The sequence below is a fragment of the Acinetobacter yuyunsongii genome, assembly GCF_041021915.1.
In the GTDB taxonomy this organism is placed as follows: Bacteria; Pseudomonadota; Gammaproteobacteria; order Pseudomonadales; family Moraxellaceae; genus Acinetobacter.
Genome location: NZ_CP157435.1, coordinates 2,858,156 through 2,874,666, shown reverse-complemented (window position 1 = coordinate 2,874,666; position 16,511 = coordinate 2,858,156). Strand labels below are relative to the sequence as shown.

The 16,511-nt window shown below is 40.4% G+C and carries 17 protein-coding genes; 8 read left to right on the top strand and 9 right to left on the bottom strand.

The genetic code is table 11. From position 1 onward, the window contains the following. Nucleotides 1-70: 70 nt before the first annotated feature. A complete protein-coding gene (locus ABLB98_RS13770; protein WP_005157045.1) occupies nucleotides 71-535 on the top strand; it encodes an Lrp/AsnC family transcriptional regulator in 465 nt (154 codons plus the stop codon). A gap of 214 nt (nucleotides 536-749) precedes the next feature. After that, entirely contained in the window at nucleotides 750-1,388 is a 639-nt protein-coding gene (locus ABLB98_RS13765; RefSeq protein WP_348882627.1) for a YitT family protein, read from the top strand. Nucleotides 1,389-1,446: 58 nt separating this feature from the next. Here ABLB98_RS13765 and glmS read toward each other — a convergent pair whose 3' ends face one another. The 8 genes from glmS to ABLB98_RS13725 form a co-directional block, all read right to left on the bottom strand. After that, nucleotides 1,447-3,285: a glutamine--fructose-6-phosphate transaminase (isomerizing) gene (gene glmS / locus ABLB98_RS13760; RefSeq protein WP_348882626.1), complete on the bottom strand. Its 1,839-nt coding sequence runs from the start codon at nucleotides 3,283-3,285 to the stop codon at nucleotides 1,447-1,449. Between the two features lie 12 nt (nucleotides 3,286-3,297). Then, the gene (gene glmU / locus ABLB98_RS13755; protein ID WP_348882625.1) at nucleotides 3,298-4,662 is read right to left on the bottom strand and encodes a bifunctional UDP-N-acetylglucosamine diphosphorylase/glucosamine-1-phosphate N-acetyltransferase GlmU; all 1,365 of its coding nucleotides are present in this window, start codon (nucleotides 4,660-4,662) and stop codon (nucleotides 3,298-3,300) included. A gap of 21 nt (nucleotides 4,663-4,683) precedes the next feature. After that, nucleotides 4,684-5,205 (bottom strand): phosphatidylglycerophosphatase A, encoded by a 522-nt coding sequence (locus tag ABLB98_RS13750; RefSeq protein ID WP_348882624.1) that lies wholly within the window; start codon nucleotides 5,203-5,205, stop codon nucleotides 4,684-4,686. Next, the gene (gene thiL, locus ABLB98_RS13745) at nucleotides 5,183-6,100 is read right to left on the bottom strand and encodes a thiamine-phosphate kinase (RefSeq protein ID WP_348882623.1); all 918 of its coding nucleotides are present in this window, start codon (nucleotides 6,098-6,100) and stop codon (nucleotides 5,183-5,185) included. The genes ABLB98_RS13750 and thiL overlap by 23 nt, the downstream gene beginning before the upstream one ends. A 15-nt stretch (nucleotides 6,101-6,115) precedes the next feature. Continuing rightward, nucleotides 6,116-6,565 carry a transcription antitermination factor NusB gene (gene nusB / locus ABLB98_RS13740; RefSeq protein ID WP_004659763.1) on the bottom strand — a complete coding sequence of 150 codons (450 nt, stop codon included), beginning with the start codon at nucleotides 6,563-6,565 and terminating at the stop codon, nucleotides 6,116-6,118. Nucleotides 6,566-6,568: 3 nt separating this feature from the next. Continuing rightward, the gene (ribE, locus tag ABLB98_RS13735; protein ID WP_348882622.1) at nucleotides 6,569-7,039 is read right to left on the bottom strand and encodes a 6,7-dimethyl-8-ribityllumazine synthase; all 471 of its coding nucleotides are present in this window, start codon (nucleotides 7,037-7,039) and stop codon (nucleotides 6,569-6,571) included. Nucleotides 7,040-7,050: 11 nt separating this feature from the next. Further along, entirely contained in the window at nucleotides 7,051-8,172 is a 1,122-nt protein-coding gene (ribBA, locus tag ABLB98_RS13730) for a bifunctional 3,4-dihydroxy-2-butanone-4-phosphate synthase/GTP cyclohydrolase II (protein WP_348882621.1), read from the bottom strand. 210 nt (nucleotides 8,173-8,382) lie between these two features. Next, entirely contained in the window at nucleotides 8,383-9,663 is a 1,281-nt protein-coding gene (locus ABLB98_RS13725) for a hypothetical protein (RefSeq protein ID WP_348882620.1), read from the bottom strand. Between the two features lie 97 nt (nucleotides 9,664-9,760). Between ABLB98_RS13725 and serB the strand changes: the two genes are divergently transcribed. The 3 genes from serB (at nucleotide 9,761) to ABLB98_RS13710 (ending at nucleotide 12,371) form a co-directional block, all read left to right on the top strand. Further along, nucleotides 9,761-10,981 carry a phosphoserine phosphatase SerB gene (serB, locus tag ABLB98_RS13720; RefSeq protein ID WP_004659767.1) on the top strand — a complete coding sequence of 407 codons (1,221 nt, stop codon included), beginning with the start codon at nucleotides 9,761-9,763 and terminating at the stop codon, nucleotides 10,979-10,981. 426 nt (nucleotides 10,982-11,407) lie between these two features. Further along, nucleotides 11,408-11,743, top strand: a complete 336-nt coding sequence (gene aciT / locus ABLB98_RS13715) for a ciprofloxacin tolerance protein AciT (RefSeq protein ID WP_005157022.1) — start codon at nucleotides 11,408-11,410, stop codon at nucleotides 11,741-11,743. Nucleotides 11,744-11,891: 148 nt separating this feature from the next. Continuing rightward, nucleotides 11,892-12,371: a hypothetical protein gene (locus ABLB98_RS13710; protein ID WP_004659770.1), complete on the top strand. Its 480-nt coding sequence runs from the start codon at nucleotides 11,892-11,894 to the stop codon at nucleotides 12,369-12,371. 47 nt (nucleotides 12,372-12,418) lie between these two features. Here the strand turns inward: ABLB98_RS13710 and dtd are convergent, their stop codons facing one another. Further along, nucleotides 12,419-12,859, bottom strand: coding sequence for a D-aminoacyl-tRNA deacylase (dtd, locus tag ABLB98_RS13705; protein WP_348882619.1), 441 nt, complete (start codon nucleotides 12,857-12,859; stop codon nucleotides 12,419-12,421). Nucleotides 12,860-13,008: 149 nt separating this feature from the next. Between dtd and pncB the strand changes: the two genes are divergently transcribed. The 3 genes from pncB (at nucleotide 13,009) to asd (ending at nucleotide 16,012) form a co-directional block, all read left to right on the top strand. Continuing rightward, nucleotides 13,009-14,214 carry a nicotinate phosphoribosyltransferase gene (gene pncB / locus ABLB98_RS13700; protein ID WP_348882618.1) on the top strand — a complete coding sequence of 402 codons (1,206 nt, stop codon included), beginning with the start codon at nucleotides 13,009-13,011 and terminating at the stop codon, nucleotides 14,212-14,214. Nucleotides 14,215-14,315: 101 nt separating this feature from the next. Continuing rightward, nucleotides 14,316-15,164, top strand: coding sequence for a rhodanese-like domain-containing protein (locus tag ABLB98_RS13695; protein WP_348882617.1), 849 nt, complete (start codon nucleotides 14,316-14,318; stop codon nucleotides 15,162-15,164). Continuing rightward, entirely contained in the window at nucleotides 15,161-16,012 is an 852-nt protein-coding gene (asd, locus tag ABLB98_RS13690; protein ID WP_348882616.1) for an archaetidylserine decarboxylase, read from the top strand. The genes ABLB98_RS13695 and asd overlap by 4 nt, the downstream gene beginning before the upstream one ends. Nucleotides 16,013-16,511 lie beyond the last annotated feature (499 nt).

The window sequence follows — 16,511 nt, the reverse complement described above, 5'->3', positions numbered from 1 at the left end:
GGCGTTAAACTTATAAAACTGATAAATCAATATCAGATAAACTCTAACTTCAGACAGAATTGAGCGTTTTATGTCAGCTGAACTTGATGATTTTGATCAGAAAATTATTCATTATTTACAAATGAATGGAAGATTAGCTAATCAAGAATTAGCAGAATTGGTGGGATTATCAACTTCTCAATGTTCACGTCGTCGTATTCAGCTTGAACAAAATAAAATTATAACGGGTTACTATGCGCAAATTGCATTAAGCGCAGATCCAACACCGATCATGGGTATTATTGAAGTGAAATTGCAAAACTACAATGATGCGACACACGATCGCTTTGTTGACTTTCTTTTAAATGAACCTGCGGTGAAAGATATTCATAAACTCACAGGAAGTTATGATTTTGCACTGAAGGTTGCAGTGAAAAATTTAGATGAAATGGTCAAATTGATTGGGATTTTGTCATCTAGTAACTTTGGCGTCAGTAATTTAAATACATCGATTGTGTTGGAAAAATTAAAAGAAAATGGGATCGCGATTAAGTAAAAAATCTTTCTCTTAGATGAATACCATTCAAACTGAAGCATTCGACGTTGTTGCATAAAGATTATTCAAAAAAGGATATTTTGATTATAAATTGCATTTATGGTGAAAATATAAGAATAAATTGCGAAATTTTAATAAAAATGATCAAATATACCATGTCTTTCTTTGAGAGATCTTTCTCCCTGCTGTTGTTCTCCTATTGAGTTGTATCCTTATGAATACCGATCAGAATATATCTTTGGTCAGTCCAGTCATGCCCGTGATTGACCAACACTCTAAGATTGAAGATGGATTGGCCATGTTAATTGGTACATTCATTCTATCGTTTGCCATGAATTTATTGCAGCAAGCAGGGATTATGACAGGTGGTACAGCGGGCTTATCGTTGTTGATCCACTATATTACCGACCTGAAGTTTGGCATCTTATTTTTCCTGATCAATATTCCATTTTATTATTTTGCTTATAAAAAGATGGGTATTGCCCTTGTAGTGAAAACCTTTGTTGCGGTGGCATTACTGGCTGGGTTTACGGAAATCATTCCTCATTTTTTTCAGTTGTCAGAGGTCAATCCAATCTATGCAACGATTTTTGCGAATGTGTTGATGGGGGTAAGCTTTCTGATTTTGTTTCGCCATCGCTCAAGCTTAGGCGGCATCAACCTCTTGGTTCTATATTTACAAGAACGCTTTAACATTCCAGCAGGTAAAGTGCAGATGGGAATTGATGTTACCATCTTATTAGTTTCGTTGTTTTTCGTAGATTGGAAATTGATTCTAATTTCAATTTTAGGAGCTGTTATTTTAAATTCAATTATTCTTTTGAATCATAAAAGCAGTCGGTATGTGGCTTAAATCTGATCATCAATGGCAATAAAAAAGGAGGGCTAACCCTCCTTTTTTTATTTTGTAATTATTCGACTGTTACGCTCTTGGCAAGGTTACGTGGTTGGTCAACGTCGGTACCACGTAATACAGCAACATGATACGAGAGCAATTGCACAGGAATACTATATACAATTGGCGCTAACCATTCATTGACAGCTGGAACATGAACGACATGTTGGCGATCTTTACCATGAATACCACTGTTTTCATCAGCAAAAACAAATAATTCCCCACCACGAGCTTGAACTTCTTCCATATTCGATTTTAACTTATCGAGCATTTCATCTTGTGGAGCCAAGATCACGACAGGCATCTCATTGTCTACTAAAGCCAATGGACCATGCTTTAATTCGCCAGCCGCATATCCTTCAGCATGAATGTATGAAATTTCTTTCAGTTTCAATGCGCCTTCTAGTGCGATAGGGAAGTGTGTGCCACGTCCTAAGAACAAGCAGTGGTTCTTTTCAACGAAGAGTGCTGATAGACGCAGAATTTCAGTATTGCCTTGTAAAGTATCTAAAATTACTTTCGGGCAATGCCATAGCGCTTCTGTAATTTCCTTCAATTGAGCATCTGCAAGACGTTGTTTAACTTGACCAATTTTTAAGATCAACAACATCAATGCTGCAAGTTGAGTGGTAAAGGCTTTGGTTGATGCAACGCCGATTTCAGGACCTGCAAGCGTGAGTAAATGATGATCTGTTTCGCGAACCATTGATGAAGTGGCAACGTTACAAATGGTCATGGTACTAATGTCGATGTTCTGAGCTTGAGCACGTTTTTGTGTTTCGCGTAATGCAGCCAACGTATCCGCAGTTTCTCCAGACTGAGAAATACAGATATACAGTGTATGAGCAACAATGACAGGCGTGCGATAACGGAATTCACTTGCAATCTCAACTTGGCAAGGTACACCAATCAATTGCTCGAACCAGTATTTTGCAATCATACCTGCATGGTAGCTAGTACCGCAGGCAATGATTTGTACTTGCTGAATTTTGTCAAAATCCGCATTGGCATGTTGAAGAAAATCTTCACGCAAATTATTGTCATTCAATGCTTGTGAAATCGTTTGTTGAATCGCTTCTGGTTGCTCATAAATTTCTTTGAGCATGAAATGCTTATATTCGCCTTTTGATACATTGCTGACGGTTGCATCCAGTTCTTTGATTGGACGTTCAACACGGGTGCCATTGACAAAAACTTCAATACTCGTACGTGTTAAGCGTGCAATATCACCTTCTTCAAGATAGACGAAGCGATTAGTAACAGGTAATAAAGCCAATTGGTCTGAACTAATAAAGTTCTCGCCAATACCTACACCGATCACCAATGGTGAACCTTCGCGCACAGTGATCAGTTCATCAGGGTGTGCGGTATGCACAATACCCAGAGCAAAAGCGCCTTTTAGGCGAGGAATAACTTTTTGTACAGCTTCAAGTAAGCTATCAGTTTGCTTTAAAGCATCGTTGACAAGATGAGCAACAACTTCAGTATCTGTTTGTGAGGTAAAGATATAACCTAGCGCTTGTAATTCATCTTTAAGCTCTTGGTAGTTTTCAATAATACCGTTATGTACAACAGCGACATCACCTGAAACATGTGGATGAGCATTATTTTCAGTCGGTTTACCATGGGTTGCCCAACGGGTATGTGCAATACCTACATTACCAGTCAAATGCTGCTCAGATACTGCTTCAGCTAAATTTGCAACTTTACCTACACGACGTTCGCGTAAGATTTGTTGATTATTCAATAACGCTAAACCCGCAGAGTCATAACCGCGATATTCCAGACGTTTTAATCCTTCAATCAGAATATCAGTTACACATCGTTCAGCAACGCCACCAACAATACCACACATAATTTTATCCTCTTATTTTTTCAGTTTTTGGGGGCGCTGATAATTTGCTTTTTCAAACTGTTTTGATCGTTCGACAGCTAAACTATGCTCTGCCACATCTCGAGTTAAAGTTGAGCCTGCACCTGTGGTTGCACCTTGAGCAATTTTAATTGGTGCAACCAATGAGTTATTGGTACCAATAAATACATTGTCTTCAATCACAGTACGATGTTTATTTGCGCCATCATAATTACAAGTGATGGTCCCTGCACCAATATTACAATCAGCACCTATATCTGCATCACCTAGATAAGTAAAGTGATTGGCTTTAGAACCTAATCCAATATTTGAATTTTTGACTTCGACGAAGTTGCCAATATGCACATCATTCGCAAGATTTGCTCCTGGGCGAAGACGGGCGAAAGGACCGATTTGGGTGTTTTCTCCAACGATCGCATTTTCAAAAATGCTATAGGCTTGAACTTTAGTGCCTGCCGCAATACGAGTATTTTTTAAAATACAGCCTGCGCCAAGTTGAACGTTGTCACCTAATTCGCAATCACCTTCAATAATGACATTGACATCAATTTGTACATCTTGACCACATTTCACAGTTCCACGTAGGTCAAAACGATTTGGATCAATTAAATGTACGCCTTGTTGCATCAATTCTTTTGCTTGCTGTTGCTGAAATTGACGTTCCAAAGTTGCAAGTTGTAGGCGGTCATTCACACCTTCAACTTCAAATTCAAGCTCAGGTTGAATCGAAGCAATTTCTAAGCCATCCGCAACTGCCATTGCCACGATATCCGTAAGGTAATATTCACCTTGAACATTGTTATTAGACAGTTTTGGCAACCATTGATGTAATTTGGCATTACTTACACAATAAATGCCCGTATTAATTTCTTGTATTAGACGCTGTTCGTCATTGGCATCTTTATGCTCAACAATCGCTTGAATCTTACCTGCTTGACGAACGATACGACCGTAGCCTGTTGGATTCTCAACATTAAGCGTAATCATACCAATACCAGATTGGCTAGAGGCATCAAGTAGCTGTTCAAGGGTACTTTGACGAACCAGAGGAACATCCCCATATAAAATCAAAGAAATACCCTCTTGAGGTAATACAGGGAGAGTCATTTGAACAGCATGACCTGTTCCTAACTGTTCTGCTTGTTCAACCCACTCTATTTGTTCAGCAGCAAAGCTTTGCTTAACGAGTTCACCACCATGCCCATAGATCGTAATAATATTTTGAGCATGTAATTTTTTCGCCGTTTGAATGACGTGACCGAGGAGGGGGCGGCCTGCAAGTGGTTGTAATACTTTTGGTAGTTGTGAACGCATTCGCGTTCCTTTCCCCGCTGCAAGAATAATAACAGTTGTTGACATAACTAACTCTAATTCAATGGCTTAAGTCAAAAAATAAAAATGAATCATAAAAATACAAAGCGCAGCCCAAAGACCTGCGATGATGTCATCAAGCATAATCCCTAGACCACCAGTAACTTTTTGGTCTGCCCAACTAATCGGAAATGGTTTCCAGATGTCAAATATACGGAAAAAAATAAAACCGACAATGACCCATAACCAGTTTAATTGCTGTACATAGAGCAAGGGCAATAGCGTAATCGATTGTCCTGCGAATTCATCCCAAACGATGCGTCCATCATCATGCACATTGATGACTTTGGCTGTGTGTCCGCAGATATAAATGCCCACAACCGACATGATCAGGATGGCAATCAAGCTGCCATAGAAACCCAATTGTAGCCACAATGGCACAAACAGCAGGGCAAATGCAGAACCAAATGTTCCCGGTGCTTTAGGACTGAGACCAGAACCAAATCCAACCCCGCAGAAAACGATGCAGCGATCGAACCAAGTCATCTGTTTGAAGTGAATGGGAGGCTTATGCAAAATGTTGGTATCCATGAATTTGTAGTGGGCAATTTTCACCCATATACTCAAATAACAATCCAGTTTGTTGGGTAATTTTGCCGATTATTGTAAGCGGAACATCTAATTGTTGTCGCGACAGTTTTTCAAAATTTTGCGGTGATATTGTAAAACATAATTCGTAATCATCACCACCTGCAAGCGCATAATGCCAAGCTTGTCTCAAATCTAATTCTTTTAGTGACTGATCTATCGGAAGTTGCTCAAGCTGTAATGTTGCACCTACTTTTGAGGCGTTCAGAATATGTCCTAAATCTTGTGCGAGTCCATCTGAAACATCAATCATACTTGAGGCTAAACCTTTTAGCTGTTGCCCCAAATTACAACGAGGTGTTGGATAATCTAAGCGTTGTTGTAGAGGATGTCCTAAGTGTTGTAATCCAAACGCGGCATCACCAATCTGTCCACTAATACAGACATAGTCGCCGACTTGTGCACCTGATCGGGTAATGGCCTGACCTTGTTCAATCCAGCCTAAAGCGGTGACACTTATAGTGAGTTGGGTGCTTTGAGTAGTATCGCCACCGATTAGGCTAACACCAAATTGATCGCAACAATCAAAAAGACCCTGACTAAATCCAGCCAACCAGTCATGATCAACGGTAGGGAGGCTGAGTGCGAGTAAAATACTATGGGGTTTTGCACCCATTGCGGCGAGATCAGATAAATTGACCGCGACACTTTTCCAGCCAATGGCATGGGCAGAAGTATCTAAGAGAAAATGTCGACCAGCAACCAATGTATCTGCACAGATCACGAGTTGTTGTGAGGGAGGAGGGGTAACAATGGCTGAGTCATCACCGATACCTAAACTGACATCAGATTTTGATGTACGTTTAAAGTACCGCTCAATAATTGAAAACTCAGCCATGCAACATCAAGCCTATTATTTTGCTTGTTGTTTTTCAGCTTCACGAAGCTTTGATGAAAGACGGTCTAATACACCATTGATGTATTTATGGCTGTCTGCACCACCAAAGTGTTTTGCTAGCTCAATTGCTTCATCAAGTACAACGCGGTATGGAACTTCGAGATGATCTCGTAATTCATAAGCACCAAGTCGTAAGGTTGCAAGTTCTACACCATCTAGTGCAGTTAACTCACGATCAAGTACAGGGATGAGTAACTCATCTAAAGCTTCATGTTGAGCAACCACTTGAGTGAGTAATTCATGGTAATAGTTAAGGTCAACTTTGTGCATCGCATTTTCTACACGTGTACGTGCTTCAATTTCATGGACAGGGTTATGACTCATTTGCCATTCATAAATCCCTTGTACAGCAAAACGACGTGCTTTGCGTTTCGCTGCATAAGCGGCCTGAAGTGTTTGCGACATGCTTTAAATTGCCTTTAATAAGTTAACCATTTCGATTGCAGTCAATGCAGCTTCGCTACCTTTGTTTCCTGCTTTCGTACCTGAACGTTCGATTGCCTGTTCAATGCTGTCTGTGGTTAAGACACCATTGATCACAGGCATTGTGCTTTCAAGTGCAACTACACCTAAACCTTTCGCACATTCACCTGCAACAAAATCAAAATGTGGTGTACTACCACGGATCACTGCACCGAGTGCAATGATGGCATCAAATTTCTTTGAAGCCGCTAATTTTTTTGCAACGATAGGAAGTTCCCACGCACCAGGTGCGTGAATAACAGTAATCGCATCTTCTGAAACGCCATGACGTTTTAAAGTGTCGATCGCGCCTTCAAGTAAATGTTCAACCACGAAGCTGTTGAAACGCCCTACTAAGATCGCATAACGACCTTCGCTTGCGAGATGTAATAAACCTTCAATTCGGCGAATTGCCATAGCAACCTCGATTATTTTGCTGTGATTTGATCGGCAGTGATATATTCCACTACCTCTAAATGGAAACCAGATAAAGCATTGAAACGAAGCGGAGAACTCAGAAGCTTCATTTTTTCAACACCTAAATCTCGTAAAATCTGCGCGCCAACACCAATCGTCTGGTACTGATGCGAAAGTGCTGCATTAGACTTAAGTGGTTTTGGTTGATTTAACTGCTCTAAGGCATGTCCTAGATCTTCTAAATGATCTTGACCAATCCATACCAATACACCGCGCTCGCTTGCAGCAATTGTTTTCATTGCTAGATCTAAATTCCACGCTGCCGCACCATCGGCCTTATTTAATTTTAATAAGTCGCGAACAGGATTAAAACCATGGACACGAACAGTGGTCACGCCTTGTTTCGGTTCGCCTTTTACCAAAGCTAAATGGATATCTGGATTACCAATTTCACGATATTTATACAGTTCAAATGTACCGTATTCAGTATCAATGGTTTCTTGAGACAAACGTTCAACAGTTTGTTCGTTGGTCATGCGGTAATGGATCAGATCCGCAATTGTACCGATTTTTAAACCATGTTTTTCTGCAAAAACTTCTAAGTCTGGACGGCGTGCCATGGTGCCATCTTCATTAATAATTTCACAGATAACAGAGGCAGGCTCTAGACCTGCTAAACGGGTGAGGTCGCACCCTGCTTCCGTATGACCTGCACGGTGCAATACACCGCCTGGTTGAGCCATCAATGGAAAAATATGACCAGGTTGAACGATATCGCTTGGTTTAGCATGTGCTGCAACTGCGGTGCGAATTGTATGCGCGCGTTCAGCAGCGGAGATACCCGTACTGATTCCTTCGGCTGCTTCAATCGACAGCGTGAAGTTAGTGGCATGTTGTGCACCGTTTTGATCTACCATTAACGGTAAATTAAGCTGTTTACAGCGATCACGGCTCAAAGTTAGGCAAACTAGGCCGCGCGCATGCGTAATCATGAAGTTAATATCTTCAGGGCGAACATGCGTTGCAGCGATGACTAAGTCACCTTCATTTTCACGATCTTCATCATCCATTAGGATGACCATTTTGCCTGCACGAATATCTGCGACAAGCTCTTCAACACGACTCAGCGGCATTCGCTTTCACCTTTTATGCTGCCTTTTAGGGCACTAGTATTCGATAAATCTGGTGTAGTTTACCGTATTTTAATAAATTTCGCCTGTGCTTCTTTATCAATTAAAAAAGTGAATCAAGCAAATAATAAAGCAACGCTTTATCCTAATGGGCATTTATAGCCCTGTAAGGGAGCATTGCATTTTGAATTTGAATCGATACATTCGATCGAGCTAAGATTCAGTCGAAGCTTTTACTTTTTTACCCATCAAAATTTCAGTGCGCAGGTTTTGTGCTACGGTGGCACATTGCTCATTCATGCCGTTAATCATAAAGGCATGACGAGTCATAATACTACTCGGATTTGGCATCACAACTAATTCATAACTGTTTTGAACCGTTTTGAGTTGCTCATGATTGAGGTGTAAAGCTGCTTCTTTGGCATGTAAGTGCTGAGTCAGACGTTTTGAGGCTTCAATCGCGTCTAATTGCATCGCTTCTACAGCACTAGCAACAGCACCGCGTGTTTGTAGTGCAAAACGTTTATCTTCACGATAACGCTTATATAAAACATCTGCCAATAACTGGAAAACAGCACCAATCATCATCAGACATTCTAATGCATGGGGATGTTCTGATGTCGTCGACAAGGTTGCGCCTTCAGCATTAAATTCTTGAACGACGTTCATTTGTGCAGCGTCGAGTTGGTAATGCTTCGCACAGAGATCAATGCTTTTATCCAAGAATAATTGACAGAGTTTAAAATAAGGCACAGAAACGGATTGGTTGACACTGCTCAACAGTTGTTTTGGATCATAAAACTGGATATTCAGTGCGATGGTTTGATGATCTAAATTGACTTGTTGATCTGTTGTTGAAGCTTTTTCAATACGTGATTTTGGTTGAGCTTTTGCCTGTTGCTGTGCTTGTGCAACTAACGTGACTGTGTTTTGCTTCTCAAGTGCGAGAGCCTGAGTTAAACGTTGAATTTCATGTTTAAGATGATTTTCTTGGTTAATACGAGCTAAATATTCACTACGTGTTGGACGTGCAATGGCACGATACGCCAACCAGATCAACCCATGAATAAATAAAGATGCCAAAATCGCCAGCCACTGCGTGCGTAAGATTTCACCAATACTTGGTTGGATAAGCGTAATTTCAACCGTTCCCACTTTCTTTTCATTTTGTAGTGCATCTCGAACAAAGACTTCACCTTGACGGGTCTTTGCCATACCACTGGTTGCAAGAACCTGTTTATTGGCATCGAGGATACGAATGGATGCGACACTTGGGTTGGTTGCATAACGGTTGGCCACCAGCGCTAATGAGACCGTGTTGGCAGGTTCCAGTTCTGAAAGGCTATCTGCCACAAGCTGACTGGTCATCAGTTGTCCCTGACTGGTGCGGTTTTCATTGAGTTGATGTGTCGTTGCAATCACCAGTAAAAAGGTATGCAGTGCAAAACTTACGATCAGCAGGCTAGCAAATAGCCCTTGGCGTGGCGCATTCAAGTTAAACTTCCAAGATAAATAAGAGTCAAATAGATTCAGGTCAGGTTATGTTATGATTCTTACATACAATAGTTGTCGCTCAAACACGAGTCAATTCATGCGTGAAATCATTCTTATATCCTTTTTAGGACCAGATCAACCGAATCAGTTTACTCGATTAATGCAGGTACTTTCCGTGCATTCTTTGCAAATACTCGATGTGGGTCAGGCTGTTATCCATAATCAACTCACTTTAGGAATTGTTGTTGCTTCGGATAATGAGACTGCAACAGCATTAGCAATGAAAGAGATTTTGATTTTAGCACATGATATTGGCTTAACTGTGCGATTTAAACCAATCTCCAACGCAGAATATGATCAATGGGTGAGTGAAGGTGGGCGTACCCGTTATATCGTGACGGCACTTGCACCAGAGCTGACCGCTGCGCATTTGCAGGCAGTCACTAAAATTGTATCGAGTCAGGGCTTCAATATTGAAACAGTAACACGCTTATCTGGTCGTTTAGATCTCGATGCAGAAAGCCAATTTCCACGTCGTGCCTGTGTTCAGTTTGGTTTAAGTGGACAAATGTTGGATGCACAAGCGATGCGAGCTGCATGTTTGAGTTTGTCAGGTGAGCTGAATATTGATGTAGCGGTACAAGAAGATAATGCTTACCGTCGTAATCGTCGTCTGGTTTGTTTCGATATGGACTCAACCTTGATTGAACAAGAGGTGATTGATGAATTGGCCCTAGAAGCAGGTGTCGGTGAACAGGTCGCTGAAATTACTGAGCGTGCCATGCAAGGTGAACTCGATTTCCAACAAAGTTTTCGTGCACGTGTTGCATTATTAAAAGGCTTGGATGCTTCTGTACTTCCAAAAATTGCAGAACGTTTAACCGTGACGGAAGGGGCGGAACGTTTAATCTCGACTCTGAAAGCATTGGGATACAAAACGGCAATCTTATCGGGTGGTTTCCAGTATTTTGCTGAATATTTACAAGCAAAGCTCGGTATTGATGAGGTACATGCCAATATTTTAGATGTACAAGACGGGTTGGTGACAGGTGAAGTCAAAGGTGCGATCGTGGATGGCGCACGTAAGGCTGAATTATTGCGTCAATTGGCAGACAAAATGGGAATCTCATTAGAGCAGGCGATGGCTGTTGGTGATGGTGCTAATGATCTACCAATGCTATCAATCGCAGGTTTAGGCGTGGCGTTCCGCGCTAAACCACTTGTTCGTCAAAATGCCAATCAGGCAATTTCAAGTGTCGGTCTGGATGGTGTCCTGTACTTGCTGGGAATGCATGACAAGGACCTGAACCGTGCTTAAAGACGGATTGTTCTAAAAATACCCAAATTGTTTAAGCTTTATTCAATGCCGTTTTTCAAGCGGCATTTTTTATTTTAAATACGTCACAATTTCGTCATATTTATGTCTAAATGTATAGAAAAACAACGATAAAAAAATTCTGAAAAAAGTTTCTGAATGATTAAAAAGATCGATATTTTTTTGTAATGACACGCCGTAATTGATGCTATATAGCACTTTGAGACTTTTGTAATTTTAAAAAATGTAATGACAAAAGCATATTGCGACACCTTGTGTCGTATGGTTAATTTCAAGCTCTTTTTTTCTATAAAAAACCCTCCATAATGCATAAAGACGTTAATGCAACACCGAATATTGTTTAGAGATTACAGAACAAATATGAGGTTTGGACACGATCCAAACCACCTTTTAAAGACGGAGGTTTCTATGGAAGCAGCGAATTTCACCATGTGGGTTGGATTTGGCTTAATCGCTGTCGCAGTTATTGCTGTTTTCTTTTCTCCTTATCGTCGTTGGTTAGGCTTTATGCTAGCGGGTATGTTGAGTTGGGGATTATTAGAAGCGGTGCGCTTTGGTATGCAAACCATGTTCGAAATGTCGGTCGCCTATAGTTATTTGACAGCCTTAAGCCTTGCGATGGTAACGGTTACATTCATACTTTTACGTGAAGACAAACAAACACAAAAGCAATTGGCGAAACGTCAGTATATTGAACATACGCCAGTCTATAAGGATGACCAACAACAATGTTCTAGCCGATAATTTATAATAATTTGTACTACATCAAAGGCATGCTCAGCATGCTTTTTTTGTGCTAACTTTCTGCAACAAAGCTTTTACAGACCTATCGACAATTGTGCTAGGATACGGTTGTCTTAATTTTCATCATTATACTGTAGGCATAAATGTCATGAAGCTTTCTTCTTTACCTGTGATTCAGTTACCGATCGTTGATGTAAGCACTGACCCACTTGATCTATTAGTGGCAGGTTTGGCGTTACGTATGAAGCAATTGGCACGTACTAGCCCAAAGTTTATTGAATTGGTTCATGATCGTGAATTTCGTATTCAAATTGGTACAGATTTAGGTTTGGCACGTCAGATTATTGTTAATCGTGGCAAAATTGATACGGTTGCGGGTAGTCCTGAAAAAGCTGATTTTATTTTGCAATTTGCTTCAAGTGAGCAAGGCGTAAAAACTTTGGTGAAGGGTGATCCAACTGCATTCATGACAGGTATGCAAGATGGCAGCATTAAAATGGAAGGTGACTTCAGCTTGTTAGTTTGGTTTAACCAAGCAGCTAAATTGATTCCACCGAAAGTGCCAAAACCAGTAAAAGAAAAAATTCGCCAAGCACGTGCATTTATTAAAGAAAAAACAGGTAAATAAACCAACCTGAAAAAAACTCCCTAAAAGGGAGTTTTTTTATGTCTCATTTATTCAATTTCTAAATTAAAAGTCACAGGCCCATCATTAATTAAATGAACTTTCATATCAGCAGCAAAAATACCTGTTTGGACATGAGCAAATTGTTGACGTGCATGCTCAACCAATTGCTCATACAAAGTTTTCGCTTCGGCTGGCGGCATGGCAGGTCCAAAGTCAGGGCGTAAGCCTTTTTGTGTTTGCGCCATCAAAGTAAATTGTGAAACCAATAAAAGTCCACCCTGAGCTTGGCTTAGATTCCACCCCATTTTGCCTTGTTCATCATCAAATATTCGATATTTTAAAATCTTATCAATAAGCTTTTGTCCTTGCTCTAAAGTATCGCTTTTACCTAGACCTAAGAATACGAGTAAGCCGTGCTGAATTTCGCCAGTGGTTTGACCCTCAACCACGACTTTCGCTTCTAAAACTCGTTGAATTAATGCGCGCATAAGATTAAAAAATAGGTGAAATAGAGTGAGGCAGTGTAACAGACACCGCATATAAAAATGAGTTGTGCAGCAAAAGTCTACTATTCAATCCCAGCCATTTGGTTGTATAACAACTGATATTGCAAAAGAATTGGTCAAAACCATCGCCTATGTCTGCCATTATTCAATCTTTACTCGACACCGACCTGTATAAATTCACCATGCTACAAGTGGTGCTGCACCAGTTTCCACAAACGCACAGTGTCTATCTATTCCGTTGCCGAAATCTGGAGGATACCGCCTATCCCTTGACGGAAATTCTGGACGACCTCAATCATCAGCTTGATTTACTCTGTGAATTGCGTTTTGCTGAAGATGAGTTGCAATATCTTCGTTCTTTACGTTTCATCAAAAGTGATTTTGTTGATTACCTTGAATTATTCCAGCTAAAAAGACGTTTTATCCAAGCCAGTATTGATGAATCGGGTCGGTTGGATATTCGGATTGAAGGGCCGATGGTTCAGGCCATGATGTTTGAGATTTTTGTATTGGCGATCGTCAATGAGTTGTATTTCCGCCGTATCCGTAACGATGAGGTATTGGCAGAAGGTGAACGTCGCTTACAACAGAAATTACTTCAGTTAGAACAATATGCTAAAGAACAAAAAGAGAGTGATCCACCATTTTTAGTTTCGGATTTTGGCACACGCCGTCGTTATAGTTTTGAATGGCAAAAACATGTGGTACAAGCCTTTTATGCGGTTGCACCGCAAGTTTTTCGTGGAACCAGTAATGTTCTACTTGCTAAAGAGCTGGGTATTAGCCCGATTGGAACCATGGCACATGAGTTTTTACAAGCGTTTCAAGCTTTAGATGTCCGATTACGTAATTTTCAAAAAGCGGCTCTAGAAGCATGGGTACAAGAATATCGTGGTGATTTAGGCATTGCTTTGACCGATGTGGTTGGAATGGATGCTTTTCTACGTGATTTTGATTTGTACTTTGCCAAACTCTTTGATGGCTTACGTCATGACAGTGGTGATCCCTATGAATGGGGGGATAAAGCGTATGCGCACTACCGCAAATTAAAGATTGATACCAAAACCAAAATGCTGACCTTTAGTGATGGTCTCAATTTAGAAAAAGCATGGCTATTGCATCAATATTTTAAGGACCGTTTTCAAGTCAGTTTTGGGATTGGGACGAATCTGACCAATGATATGGGGCAAAAGCCTCTGAATATTGTATTGAAGTTAGTGGAGTGTAATGGTCAATCGGTGGCAAAAATTTCCAATAGTTCAGGTAAAACCATGACTGACAATGAAACTTTCCTTGCATATTTAAGACAGGTGTTTGAGATCGAAGAGGTCAGCTAATCTATAGCTGATTTTCTGCTAATTGAATGCAAAAAATCAGACAAAGATAAAAAGTCGGCTATGTTAAAATTGATTCAATGCGGATAGAAAATAGCATAAAAATGACTGATGTAGATTTTAAACTGGGTTTACTGATTGAGCCTGAAGAACTTGTACCTTATTTAGGACATGAGCTGATTCGTGTCGTTGATTTAAGCCGAGCATCGGTTTATGAACAATTGCATATTCCTCATGCCATTCATTTACAGCCTAAATTCTTGGTTGCACAGCATGAACAGGCGAATGGGGTGTTACCTGATCTAGCAGGTTTACAAGCTCTCATCGAAAAATTAAATATTTCACCTCAACATCATATTGTCGTTTATGACGATGAAGGTGGGGCGTGGGCTGGACGTTTAATCTGGAATTTACATTCTCTTGGTTTTAACCGCGCCAGTTTGATTAATGGTGGGATTCATGCTTGGTTGGGAGCAAGCTTACCGACTACAGCAGATATAGATAAAGTCACCCCTGTGAGCGAGCTTGTGCAAGTTAATTTGAATAGGTTGCAACAGTATCGAGTTGAATACAATGAATTACTTCAGCAGGTTCAACAACAGAATATTCAGCTCTGGGATTGTCGCACTAATGAAGAATATACTGGACTACGTTTAGCTGCGCGACGCGGTGGTCACATCCCAAATGCATTGCATTTTGAATGGAGTACTGCCCTAAACCGTGAAAATCATCTAAAATTACACCCGCTTGAACGCACTCAACAACGTTTAGAACAATTAGGCTTTAATTTACAACAACCTGTGGTGGTGTATTGTCAGTCACATCATCGTTCGGGTTTGGCGTATATATTGGCAAGATTGCTCAATTGGCAAGTCAGAGCCTACGATGGTGCGTGGAGTGAATGGGGCAATCGCCTCGATAGTCCTATTATTTCAGGGGAGTCACCGTCTTGAGTTTTTCAGCAGATTTAAAAAAACAACTTTTTATCAAAGCACAAAATTTAGTACCGCAACATCAACTGAGCCGTATTATTGGCAAAGTTGCAGCAAGTGAAAACGTTTTGGTGAAAACTGCTGTGATTCAAGCATTCAAAGCAAAATATGGCATTGATATGAGCATTGCCGAACAAACGAATCCAAATCAATATAAATCATTTAATGAATTTTTTACTCGTGCACTTAAAGATGGCGTGCGTGGTGTAGATGAACAAGCGGATAGTATCGTGTGTCCTGCGGATGGTGCGATTTCACAGTTGGGTAAAATTGAAGCAGGTGATATTTTTCAAGCCAAAGGTCAAAGCTTTTCTGTTGAGAAATTAATTGGCGATCCACAACTGGCAAAACCATTTATTGATGGTCAGTTTGCAACGGTTTATTTGTCACCGAAAGATTATCATCGTGTACATATGCCATTGGCTGGCACGTTGACCGAAACTCTATATATTCCAGGTGAGTTGTTCTCAGTCAACCAGACCACTGCTGAAAATGTACCAGGTTTGTTTGCACGTAACGAGCGTATGGTGTGTTTATTTGATACTGAACTTGGTCGTATGGCGGTGGTCTTAGTCGGCGCAATGATTGTTGCAGGCATTGAAACTGTTGCAACGGGTAAAGTAAAACCAACAGGTCGTGTTGAATTACAACATCACCAAATGCGGTTAGATAAAGGGGCTGAGTTAGGTCGTTTCTATTTAGGTTCTACTGCTGTGGTTTTATTTGAAAAAGATAAAATGGTGTGGGAAGAACAGTTTAAAGCCAATTCTACTGTAGTGATGGGTGAGCGTTTAGGTCACTCGGTTTAATTTAGAGTTGAGTTTAAAAAGCCCTTAAAAAATTAAGGGCTTTAATTTTTATGCATAATGTTTCCACTATTAAATGCTAAAACTCCATTCTCATATAAATTATGATTATTCATTTTTTAACTTCCCCATTACCTATTAATTTACATTAATTACGCGGATCTCAACTTTTTAAGTCATTGAAATACGAAGGACATAACCCAATTTAATTTTCGACCAAGAAAACAAACTCAGTTATGTCCATTTACGAATCTATCATTCTTTGTTAATTCTCAACAAGCCCTAGCTCTGTACGCTTTTTCTTACATCAATTCCAGCCAATGGCGCATTTCCATACCCCAGAAAATTGCCTATTATGAACTCATCGGGAACAGGAAGTTCCAGAACATAAAACAAAAATGATAAGTTCAGGCATCAGGACGTGAGGTAGGACAGGAGTTATACCTAAAGTGCGAAATACGAAAAAGCCCGACAGGATGTCGGGCTTTTTTACATTTGGTAC

Excerpts from the sequence above, each read along its gene's own strand:
- ribE (WP_348882622.1), bottom strand. The coding sequence starts at position 7,039 with ATGGCAATTCGCCGAATTGAAGGTTTATTACATCTCGCAAGCGAAGGT.
- pncB (WP_348882618.1), top strand. The coding sequence starts at position 13,009 with ATGTCTGCCATTATTCAATCTTTACTCGACACCGACCTGTATAAATTC.
- ABLB98_RS13750 (WP_348882624.1), bottom strand. The coding sequence starts at position 5,205 with ATGGATACCAACATTTTGCATAAGCCTCCCATTCACTTCAAACAGATG.
- thiL (WP_348882623.1), bottom strand. The coding sequence starts at position 6,100 with ATGGCTGAGTTTTCAATTATTGAGCGGTACTTTAAACGTACATCAAAA.
- ABLB98_RS13695 (WP_348882617.1), top strand. The coding sequence starts at position 14,316 with ATGACTGATGTAGATTTTAAACTGGGTTTACTGATTGAGCCTGAAGAA.
- aciT (WP_005157022.1), top strand. The coding sequence starts at position 11,408 with ATGGAAGCAGCGAATTTCACCATGTGGGTTGGATTTGGCTTAATCGCT.
- glmU (WP_348882625.1), bottom strand. The coding sequence starts at position 4,662 with ATGTCAACAACTGTTATTATTCTTGCAGCGGGGAAAGGAACGCGAATG.
- glmS (WP_348882626.1), bottom strand. The coding sequence starts at position 3,285 with ATGTGTGGTATTGTTGGTGGCGTTGCTGAACGATGTGTAACTGATATT.
- ABLB98_RS13770 (WP_005157045.1), top strand. The coding sequence starts at position 71 with ATGTCAGCTGAACTTGATGATTTTGATCAGAAAATTATTCATTATTTA.
- ribBA (WP_348882621.1), bottom strand. The coding sequence starts at position 8,172 with ATGCCGCTGAGTCGTGTTGAAGAGCTTGTCGCAGATATTCGTGCAGGC.
- ABLB98_RS13710 (WP_004659770.1), top strand. The coding sequence starts at position 11,892 with ATGAAGCTTTCTTCTTTACCTGTGATTCAGTTACCGATCGTTGATGTA.
- serB (WP_004659767.1), top strand. The coding sequence starts at position 9,761 with ATGCGTGAAATCATTCTTATATCCTTTTTAGGACCAGATCAACCGAAT.
- dtd (WP_348882619.1), bottom strand. The coding sequence starts at position 12,859 with ATGCGCGCATTAATTCAACGAGTTTTAGAAGCGAAAGTCGTGGTTGAG.
- nusB (WP_004659763.1), bottom strand. The coding sequence starts at position 6,565 with ATGTCGCAAACACTTCAGGCCGCTTATGCAGCGAAACGCAAAGCACGT.
- ABLB98_RS13765 (WP_348882627.1), top strand. The coding sequence starts at position 750 with ATGAATACCGATCAGAATATATCTTTGGTCAGTCCAGTCATGCCCGTG.